Here is a 9,324-nt window from a genome sequence, read left to right on the forward strand (position 1 = left end):
GCCGGCTTCACCACCAACAACATCGTCGGCTGGCTCGCCGCGCTCACCCACGGCAACGCCGCCAGCCTCACCCTGTTCGCCGCGGTGATGGCCGCGAGCGGGCTGCTGATCCTGGCCATCCCGGCCCGGCTCGTGAACCGCTAGACCGCGGAGACCCCGTCATGGACCTGTTGACCATCGGGCAGATGCTGGCGGTGCACGCCAGGCTGGTGCCCGACAAGATCGGCGCCCGCGACCTCGAACGCGCGATGACGTTCCGCGAATGGAACGCCCGTTCGTGCCGCCTCGCCAACGCCCTGCTCGGCCTCGGCCTCGCGAAGGGCGACCGGGTCGCGATCCTCGCCTACAACCGCGTCGAATGGGCGGAACTCTATGCCGCGACGGCGAAGGCCGGGCTGGTCGCGGTGCCGATCAACTTCCGCCTCGTCGCGCGCGAGATCCTCGCCATCCTCGACCACGCCGAGGTCGCGGCGCTGGTGGTGGAGGACGCGCTCGCCGGCCTCGTCGAGGAAATCCGCGCCGACCTGCCGATGCCGGCCGGACGCATCGTGCATATCGGCGCCGCCCCCGCCGGCAATCATGCCTACGAGGACCTGATCGCCCGCGCCGCGGACGATGAGCCGGCGCAGGCGATCTCGCCCGCCGATCCTTGGACGCTGATGTACACTTCCGGCACCACCGGCCGGCCGAAGGGCGTGATCCGCAGCCACCGCGCCGCCGCCCTGCTGTCGCTGATGACGGAGGTGGAGTTCAGCCTGCGGCGCGAGGACGCATCCCTGCTCGTCATGCCGATGTGCCACGCCAACTCGCTCAATTTCTTCGGCGCCTTCGCCTATTGCGGCGCGGAGACGGCGATCTACTCGCGGCGCAGCTTCGATGCCGAGCATTGCGTGCGGACGCTGGCGACCGGCGGCTCGACCTTCACCTCGCTGGTGCCGACGCATTACGTGATGATGCTTGCCCTGCCGACCGTTGCCTGGGCCGGCCACGATCTCGGCCGCGTGGCGAAGCTGCTGATCTCCTCCGCCCCCGCGCGTCAGGAGACCAAGCGCGCGGTGATGGAGATGTTCCGCAATTCCGGCCTGTTCGAGCTGTACGGATCGAGCGAGGCGGGCTGGGTCACCATGCTGCATCCGCACGAGCAGTTCACCAAGCTCGGGTCGGTCGGGCGCGAATGCGTGGGCTCCGCGCCGATCCGCATCCTCGACGGCGACGGACGCGACGTGCCGGACGGCGAGGCGGGCGAGTTGTTCTCGTGCAACCCGTGGACCTTCGACGGCTACTGGAAGATGCCAGAGAAGACGGCCGAGGCGTTCCGCGGCGACTATTGCAGCGTGGGCGACATGGCGCGGCGCGACGCCGACGGCTACATCCATCTCGTCGACCGCAAGAGCAACCTCATCATCTCCGGCGGCGAGAACATCTATCCGTCGGAGGTGGAGGCCGTGCTCGGCGCCCATCCCGCCGTGCGCGACGTGGCCGTGATCGGCCTGCCCGACGAGAAATGGGGCGAGCGCGTGCACGCCGTCATCATCCCCCATGACGGCGCGTCGGTGGCCGAGGCGGACCTGCTCGCCTTCTGCCGCGACCGGCTCGCCGGCTACAAGCGGCCGCGCAGCGTCTCCTTCATGACGGAGGAGGCGATGCCGCGCACCGCCACCGGCAAGATCCTGCACCGCGTGCTCAAGACCACTCTCGCCGCCGGCGGCGACACGCACAGCAACGGAGCGCCCACGTGAAAAACGATCCCGACAGCGTCGCCTCCCTCGTCGCGCGCCTGCTGCGCCGGCGCGGCGTGGAGCGCGTGTTCGCCCTGTGCGGCGGGCACATCATGCCGATCTGGATGGCGCTCGACGCCGAGGGCATCGCCATCGTGGATGTCCGCGACGAACGCGCCGCCGTGCACATGGCACAGGCGCATGCCGAACTCACCGGCACGCTCGGCGTCGCGCTCGTCACCGCCGGGCCGGGCGTGACCAACGCGGTGACCGGCATCGCCAACGCGCATGTCTCGCGCGCGCCCGTGCTGATCATCTCCGGCACCAGCCCGACCGCGCAGGAAAACCGCGGCGGGTTGCAGGACATCGACCACACGCAGATCGTCCGCCCGATCACCCGCTACGCCCGCACCGTGCGCGAGCCCGCGCTCGCGCTTGCCGAACTCGACGAGGCGATCGCCCGCGCGCACGGCGAGGCGGGCGAGCCGGGCCCGGTCTATATCGACTTCCCCGTCAACGTAGTGCGTGGCATCGTGCCGAAGCCGGTGCAGATGGACGAGCATCTGCGCGCCCGCCCGCGCACCCTCATGCTCCCTGATCCGGCCCGCATCGCCGAGGCGGCGGACCTGCTCTGGGGCGCGCGGCGCGTGCTGGTGGTCTCCGGGCGCGGCGCGCGCGGCGCGGGGCCGGAACTCGTGTCCCTGCTCGACCGGCTCGGCGCCGTCTATCTCGACACCGGCGAGAGCCGCGGCCTCGTGCCCGACAGCCACCCCTCGGTCGTCGCGGCGATGCGCGGGGCGGTGATGGGTGACGCGGACGTGGTGCTCACGGTCGGCCGCCGCCTCGATTTCCAGCTCGCCTACGGCTCGCCCGCCGTGTTCGGCGACGCGCGCTTCGTGCGCATCGGCGACGTGCCGGGCGAGCTGCGCGACAACCGGCGCGGGGAGGTCTCGGTCCTCGCCTCGCCCGTGGCGGCACTCCGCGCCCTGCTGGACGCCGCCGGCAACCGCGTCCCGGCACTCGACCGCGCCTGGGCGGCGAAGCTCCGCCAGGGGCACGAGGAGCGCGCGGCCAAGCTGCGCCGGACCATGGCGACCGCCCCCGCCGGCGGTGACGGGCGGCTGCACCCCAACCGCGTGCTCGCGGCACTGCAAACGGCGCTGGACCCGGACGGCATCGCCGTCGTGGACGGCGGCGACTTCCTGAGTTTCGCGCGCGTCGGCCTCTCCGCCCCCGCCATGCTCGACCCCGGCCCGTTCGGCTGCATCGGCATCGGCGTGCCCTATGGCATCGCGGCGAGCCTCGCCTTCCCGGACCGGCCGGTGGTGGTGGCGACCGGCGACGGCGCCTTCGGCTTCAACGCGATCGAACTCGACACGGCGGTGCGCCACCGCGCCCCGGCGCTGTTCGTCGTCGCCAACAACGGCGCCTGGCAGATCGAGGTCTATGACCAGACCGTGACCTGGGGAAAGGTCGTCGGCACGCAGTTGCAGCACGCCGACCACGCGGCCATGGCCCGCGCCTTCGGCATGCATGCCGAGCGGGTGGAGGACGAGGCGCAGCTCGGCCCCGCCATCGCCCGCGCGATCGAGGAGACGCGGGTGCATCGCCGCCCGGCGCTGCTCGACGTGGTCGTGACGTCGGACGCCGTGTCGTCGGACGCCAAGACCGGCCTCGCCTGGGTGCCCGATCTGCAACCCCTCGCCGCCTGGGACGAGGCGGAGCGGCGCTGGCGGGCGGGCTGAGGCGCGGCGCACCGACGGGCGGGCGGGTTGGCAGACCGGCCCGCCGGATGCTGAATGGGCGGCCTACGCGGGCGGCGACGGCCCTCCGGCCGCCTGACCGGACAAGGGAGCGGGACAGAATGAGCATTGGCATGGACACCGACCGCATCTTCATCGGCGGCGAATGGCGCCGCACGGCGCAGACCCTGCCGGTCATCAACCCCTCCGACGGGCAGGAAATCGGCCGCATCGGCCGCGGCACCGCCGCCGACATCGACGCGGCGGTGCAGGCCGGCCATGCGGCCCGCGCGGGCGACTGGGGCCGTCTCGACGCCACCGCCCGCGGCCGCCTGCTCTGCCGCATGGCCGAGCTGGTCCGTCGCGACGCGGAGGCGCTGGCCCGGGCGGAGAGCAACGACGTCGGCAAGCCGCTGAGCCAGGCACGCGCCGACGTCACCGCCTGCGCCCGCTATTTCGAATACTACGGCACCGCCGCCGACAAGCTGCACGGCGAGATCATCCCCTTCCAGCAGGGCTTCACCGTCATGACGGTGTGGGAGCCGCATGGGGTCACCGGCCATATCGTGCCGTGGAACTACCCGCTGCAGATGACCGGCCGCTCCGTCGCCCCGGCGCTGGCGATGGGCAACGCCATCGTGCTGAAACCGGCCGAGGACACCTCGCTCACCGCGCTGATGCTGGCCAAGCTGACCGAGGAGGCGGGCTTCCCCGCCGGCAGCTTCAACGTCGTCACCGGCCTCGGCGAGGAAGCGGGCGCGGCGCTGTCCGCCCATCCCGGCATCGGCCATATCAGCTTCACCGGCTCGCCGGAGGTCGGCACCTTGGTGCAGGCGGCGGCGGCGAAGAACACCATCCCCGTCACCCTCGAACTCGGCGGCAAGTCGCCGCAGGTCGTGTTCGCCGACGCTAACCTGGACGAGGCGGCGACCACGGTGGTCAAGGCGATCACCCAGAACGCCGGCCAGACCTGCAGCGCCGGCTCGCGCGTGCTGGTCGAGGACAGCATCTACGACAGCTTCACCGCCGACCTCGCGAAGCGCTTCACCGCGCTGCGGGTCGGTGCCGCCGATCAGGACCTCGATGTCGGCCCGGTGGTCAACGCGCAGCAGAAATCCCGCATCGAGGACTACCTCGCCGTCGCCGAGCGCGACCGGCTGCGCGTGCTGGCGCAGGGCAGCATCGGCACCAACGTCCCGCCGGCCGGCTTCTACGTGAAGCCCACGCTGATCGGCGACGTCGATCCGCATCACCGCCTCGCGCAGGAGGAAATCTTCGGCCCCGTGCTGGTCGCCATCCGCATGCGCGACGAGGCCGACGCGCTGCGCATCGCCAACGCGACGCCGTACGGCCTGGTCGCCGGCGTGTGGACCAGCGATCTCGGCCGCGCCATGCGCCTCGCCCACGGCATCCAGTCGGGGCAGGTCTATGTCAACAACTACGGCGCCGGCGGCGGCATCGAGCTGCCGTTCGGCGGCATGAAGCGCTCCGGCCACGGGCGCGAGAAGGGCTTTGCGGCGCTCTACGGCTACGGCGCGCTCAAGACCATCGCCATCAAGCACGGGGTATGAGCGCCATGGCCGACAAGCGCCGTCCGCTGGAGGGGCTGCTCGTCCTGTCGATGGAACAGGCCGTGGCCGCCCCGTATTGCAGCTCCCGCCTCGCCGACGCGGGCGCGCGGGTGATCAAGGTCGAACGCGCCGAGGGCGATTTCGCGCGCGGCTACGACACCGCGGCGCTGGGGCAGTCCACCTATTTCGTCTGGCTCAACCGCGGCAAGGAAAGCCTGATCGCCGACATCAAGAAGCCCGAGGACGCGGCGCTGCTGCACCGCATCCTCGCGCGGGCGGACGTCTTCATCCAGAACCTCGCCCCGGGCGCCGCCGCCCGCGCGGGCTTCGGGTCCGACGCGCTGCGCGCCCGCCACCCGCGCCTGACCACCGTGGACATCAGCGGCTACGGCGCGAACAACAGCTACACCAACATGAAGGCGTACGACCTGCTGGTGCAGGCGGAAAGCGGGCTCGCCAGCATCACCGGCCATCCCGCCGGCCCGGGGCGGGTCGGCGTTTCGGCCTGCGACGTCGCATGCGGCATGAACGCGCACGCGGCGGTGCTGGAGGCGCTGATCGCCCGCGGCGTCACCGGCGAGGGCAGCCGCATCGAGGTCTCGCTGTTCGACGGCATGGCGGACTGGATGAACGTGCCGCTGCTGTGGTTCGAGGGCACCGGCAAGGCGCCGCCGCGCGTCGGCCTCGCGCATCCCTCGCTCTCGCCCTATGGCGCCTTCGCCCTCGCGGACGGGACCGACGTGCTGATCGCCATCCAGAACGAGCGCGAATGGGCGACCTTCTGCCGTGTCGTGCTGAACCAGCCCGACCTGCCGCAACGGCCGGGCTTCGAGACCAACACGATCCGTGTCGCCAACCGCGCGGAGGTGGACGGCCTCGTCGCCCGCTTCTTCGCGACGCTGAGCCGGGAGGAGGCGGCGCGCCTGCTGGACGCCGGCAACATCGCCTATGGCTTCGTCAAGTCGGTCGCCGACCTGCCGCACCACCCGGCCCTGCGCCGCGTGCCGGTGGAAACACCGGGCGGCACCGCGTCGATCATCGCGCCGGCACCGCTGGTCGACAGCGCGCCGCGCCCGCTCGGCCCGGTCCCCGCGCTCGGCGCCCATGACGCGGCCATCCGCGCCGAATTCGCGGAGGCGCGCCATGCGGCTTGACGGCAAGGTCGCGATCGTCACCGGCGCGGGCGGCGGCTTCGGCGAGGAGATCGCGCGACGCTACGCGGCGGAGGGGGCGCGCGTCGCCGTCGTCGACCTGCGCGGCGACGCGGCCGAACGGGTCGCCGCCTCGATCGGCAAACAGGCGATCGCGATCGCGGCCGATGTCAGCCGCGAGGCGGACGTGGCGCGCAGCCTCGCCGCCACCGCCGAGGCCTTCGGCCCGCCGCACATCCTCGTCAACAACGCCGGCACAACGCACCGCAACCAGCCGCTGCTCGACGTAACGGAGGTGGAGTTCGACCGCGTCTTCGCCGTCAACGTCAAGTCGATCTTCCACTATGTCCGCGCCGTGGTGCCGCCGATGCGGGCGGCGGGCGGCGGCGTGATCATCAATATCGGCTCCACCGCCGGCATCCGTCCCCGCCCCGGCCTGACCTGGTACAACGCGTCCAAGGGCGCGGTGAACCTGATGTCGAAATCGCTCGCGGTGGAACTCGCGCCGTCGAACATCCGCGTCAACGCCATCTGCCCGGTGATCGGCGCGACCGGCCTGCTGGAATCCTTCATGGGCCAGCCCGACACGCCGGAGAATCGCGCGCGCTTCATCGCCACGATCCCGCTCGGCCGCCTGTCGGAAGCCGCCGACATCGCCGCCGCCGCGGTGTTTCTCGCCTCCGACGAGGCGGCCTTCATCACCGGGATCGAAATGCCGGTGGACGGCGGCCGCACCGTCTGACCGCCGCGCGTTCAGGCGGCGTCGTGGAAGATCACGCCCAGCGTGTGCCGCACGCCGCCGCGCAGCGCGCTCACGCCGTGGCGCATGGCGACGCGATAGACGCCGCGTGTCCCGCGCACCGGCCGCTCGCGCACCGCGAACACCACGCCGTCGCCCTGCGACAGCGGCACGACGCAGGCGCGTGACTGCATCCGCGGCCGCTGCTCGGTCAGCACGAACTCCCCGCCGGTGAAGTCCCGCCCCGGTTCGGACAGCAGCACCGCCACCTGCAGCGGAAACACCAGCGCGCCGTACACGTCCTGATGCAGGCAGTTGTAGTCGCCCGGGCCATAGCGCAGCAGCAGCGGCGTCGGCCGCGTCTGCCCGGCCGCATGGCAGGTGGCGAGCCAGTCCGCGTGACGCGCCGGGTAGCGCCCCGCCTGCCCCAGCGCCGCCGCCCATCCATTGGCGATCACGGCAAGCTGCGGATACAGCGCCCCGCGCAGCCCCGCGACCGGCTCCGGCAGCGGATAGGCGAAATACCGGTACTCGCCGCGCCCGAACCCGTGCCGCGCCATCACCACCGTGCTGCGGAACGCCGCGTCCTGTCCGTACATCCCGGCGACCGCCCCGCACGCCGCCGCGTCGAGCAGCCCCGGCAGCACCGCCCACCCCTCCGCATCCAGCCGCGCCGCCACGTCCGTCCAGTCGAGGGCGCCCACCCGTGCCGCGAGCCCGCCATCACCGCAGCCGCCATCCCCCGTTATGTCCCGCGCGCGCGTCCCGGCCATGGCGCATCCTCTTCCGCCCGCGACGCTGCGTCGTCCCGCATCTTGCGGTCGAAACCCGCCCGCGCCGCGTCTAAGATGCGCGCGGAGGGCCCGCGATGACAGGCAGCACCACGATCAAGACCGGCGCCGACCATCTCGCCGCCCTGCGCGACGGGCGGGACGTGCGCATCGACGGGCGCCGGGTCGCCGACGTGACCACCGATCCCGCCTTCCGTGGCGCCGTCGCCTCCGCAGCCGCGCTGTACGACGCGCAGGCGGCACCCGGCGCCGTCGAACGCCTGACCTACGAACTGCCCGGCGGCCAGGGGCGCCGCGTCAACCGCGCGTGGCAGGCGCCGCGCTCCTATGCGGACCTGCTGGCACGGCGGCAGGCGCTGGAGGCATGGGCGGAGGGCCATGCCGGTTTCATCGGCCGCTCGCCCGACCACGTCGCCTCCTGCCTGACCGGCATGGAGATGGGCATCGAGGTGTTCGAGGGATACGACCGCCGCCGCGCCGCCGCGCTGCGCGACTGCGTGGCCGATGCCCGTGCCCGCGACGCCTACCTTACCTACGTGATCATCAACCCGCAGGCCGACCGGTCAAAGGCCGCGCACGCGCAGGCCAATCCCGGCCTCGTGCTCGCGATCGTGGACGAGGACGCGGGCGGCATCACCGTGCACGGTGCCAAGATGCTGGCGACGGCCAGCGTGATGGCCAACGACATCTTCGTCTCCTGCATCCAGCCCCTCGCCCCCGGCGACGAGGCGCACGCCGTCGCCTTCGTCATCCCGATCGCCACACCCGGCCTGCGCCTGCTGTCGCGCCGCAGCTACGAGGCGCATGGCGGCGCGCCCTTCGACGCCCCGCTCGCCAGCCGCTTCGACGAGAACGACGCGGTCGCCTATTTCGACGACGTGCGCGTGCCGTGGGACCGCGTCTTCGCCGCCCGCGACCTCAAGATCATGCAGGCGATGTGGCACGCGACGCCCGCGCACGTGCTGCAGAACTACCAGTGCCAGATCCGCCTGCTGGTGAAGATGCGCTTCCTCGCCGCGGTCGGCCGGCGCATCACGGAGATCAACGGCACGTCCAACATGCCGCAGGTGCGCGAGGCGCTCGGCCAGCTCGCCGCCGAGGTCGGCATGGTCGAGGGGCTGCTCTGCGGCATGGAGGCCAAGGGTACGCAATGGGGCGACTACTACGTCCCCGACCGCGCCATGCTCTACAGCGCGCAGGTGCTGACGCAGCAGCTCTATCCCCGCTTCATCGACAGCCTGCGCGAACTCGCCGGCGGCGGCCTGATCATGCTCCCCTCGTCGGAGGCCGACCTGCGCGACCCCGCGATCGCCGCCGACATCGCGCGCACGCAGTCGTCGCCCTCCGCCGCGCCGTTCGAGCGGGTGCAGTTCTTCAAGCTCGCCTGGGACGCGATCGGCAGCGAGTTCGCCAGCCGCCACGTGCAGTACGAGAAGTTCTATGCCGGCGCGCAGTTCGTTACCCGCGGCCACGCGCTGCGCACCTTCGACTGGGACGCCGGCACCCGCCTGATGAACGCGCTGCTGCCGCCGATCCCCGGCCAGACCAGCGCGGAGGCCGCCGATTAGCGGGGCCGGTTAGAGCGGTAGCCCTTCTGAGTGAATCGGCAGGG

The 9,324-nt window shown here is 72.1% G+C and carries 7 protein-coding genes; 6 read left to right on the plus strand and 1 reads right to left on the minus strand.

The annotated features are described in order from the left end of the window. Window positions 1–161 precede the first annotated feature (161 nt). The 5 genes from B8460_RS04210 to B8460_RS04230 all read left to right on the plus strand — a co-directional run bounded on the left by B8460_RS04210 (window position 162) and on the right by B8460_RS04230 (window position 6,924). Window positions 162–1,739 (plus strand): AMP-binding protein, encoded by a 1,578-nt coding sequence (locus tag B8460_RS04210; protein WP_048860324.1) that lies wholly within the window; start codon window positions 162–164, stop codon window positions 1,737–1,739. Next, complete coding sequence (locus B8460_RS04215; protein ID WP_048860325.1) at window positions 1,736–3,463, plus strand: thiamine pyrophosphate-binding protein; 1,728 nt, start codon at window positions 1,736–1,738, stop codon at window positions 3,461–3,463. Before B8460_RS04210 ends, B8460_RS04215 begins: the two co-directional genes overlap by 4 nt. Window positions 3,464–3,582: 119 nt before the next feature. Continuing rightward, window positions 3,583–5,031 (plus strand): aldehyde dehydrogenase family protein, encoded by a 1,449-nt coding sequence (locus B8460_RS04220; protein WP_241771106.1) that lies wholly within the window; start codon window positions 3,583–3,585, stop codon window positions 5,029–5,031. A gap of 5 nt (window positions 5,032–5,036) precedes the next feature. Then, window positions 5,037–6,185 carry a CaiB/BaiF CoA transferase family protein gene (locus B8460_RS04225; RefSeq protein ID WP_148360340.1) on the plus strand — a complete coding sequence of 383 codons (1,149 nt, stop codon included), beginning with the start codon at window positions 5,037–5,039 and terminating at the stop codon, window positions 6,183–6,185. Further along, entirely contained in the window at window positions 6,175–6,924 is a 750-nt protein-coding gene (locus tag B8460_RS04230; RefSeq protein WP_048860328.1) for a glucose 1-dehydrogenase, read from the plus strand. The genes B8460_RS04225 and B8460_RS04230 overlap by 11 nt, the downstream gene beginning before the upstream one ends. Before the next feature lie 11 nt (window positions 6,925–6,935). Here B8460_RS04230 and B8460_RS04235 read toward each other — a convergent pair whose 3' ends face one another. After that, window positions 6,936–7,694, minus strand: a complete 759-nt coding sequence (locus B8460_RS04235; protein ID WP_084623224.1) for a 2OG-Fe(II) oxygenase — start codon at window positions 7,692–7,694, stop codon at window positions 6,936–6,938. Window positions 7,695–7,789: 95 nt separating this feature from the next. Between B8460_RS04235 and B8460_RS04240 the strand changes: the two genes are divergently transcribed. Then, the gene (locus B8460_RS04240; protein ID WP_048860329.1) at window positions 7,790–9,280 is read left to right on the plus strand and encodes a 4-hydroxyphenylacetate 3-hydroxylase family protein; all 1,491 of its coding nucleotides are present in this window, start codon (window positions 7,790–7,792) and stop codon (window positions 9,278–9,280) included. Window positions 9,281–9,324: the final 44 nt, after the last annotated feature.

The sequence above is a fragment of the Acidisphaera rubrifaciens HS-AP3 genome (assembly GCF_000964365.1).
Classification (GTDB): domain Bacteria; phylum Pseudomonadota; class Alphaproteobacteria; order Acetobacterales; family Acetobacteraceae; genus Acidisphaera; species Acidisphaera rubrifaciens.

What these genes read in the sequence shown, in the direction of transcription:
- B8460_RS04210 (WP_048860324.1), top strand. Translation starts at nt 162, where the DNA reads ATGGACCTGTTGACCATCGGGCAGATGCTGGCGGTGCACGCCAGGCTG.
- B8460_RS04240 (WP_048860329.1), top strand. Translation starts at nt 7,790, where the DNA reads ATGACAGGCAGCACCACGATCAAGACCGGCGCCGACCATCTCGCCGCC.
- B8460_RS04225 (WP_148360340.1), top strand. Translation starts at nt 5,037, where the DNA reads ATGGCCGACAAGCGCCGTCCGCTGGAGGGGCTGCTCGTCCTGTCGATG.
- B8460_RS04235 (WP_084623224.1), bottom strand. Translation starts at nt 7,694, where the DNA reads ATGGCCGGGACGCGCGCGCGGGACATAACGGGGGATGGCGGCTGCGGT.
- B8460_RS04220 (WP_241771106.1), top strand. Translation starts at nt 3,583, where the DNA reads ATGAGCATTGGCATGGACACCGACCGCATCTTCATCGGCGGCGAATGG.
- B8460_RS04230 (WP_048860328.1), top strand. Translation starts at nt 6,175, where the DNA reads ATGCGGCTTGACGGCAAGGTCGCGATCGTCACCGGCGCGGGCGGCGGC.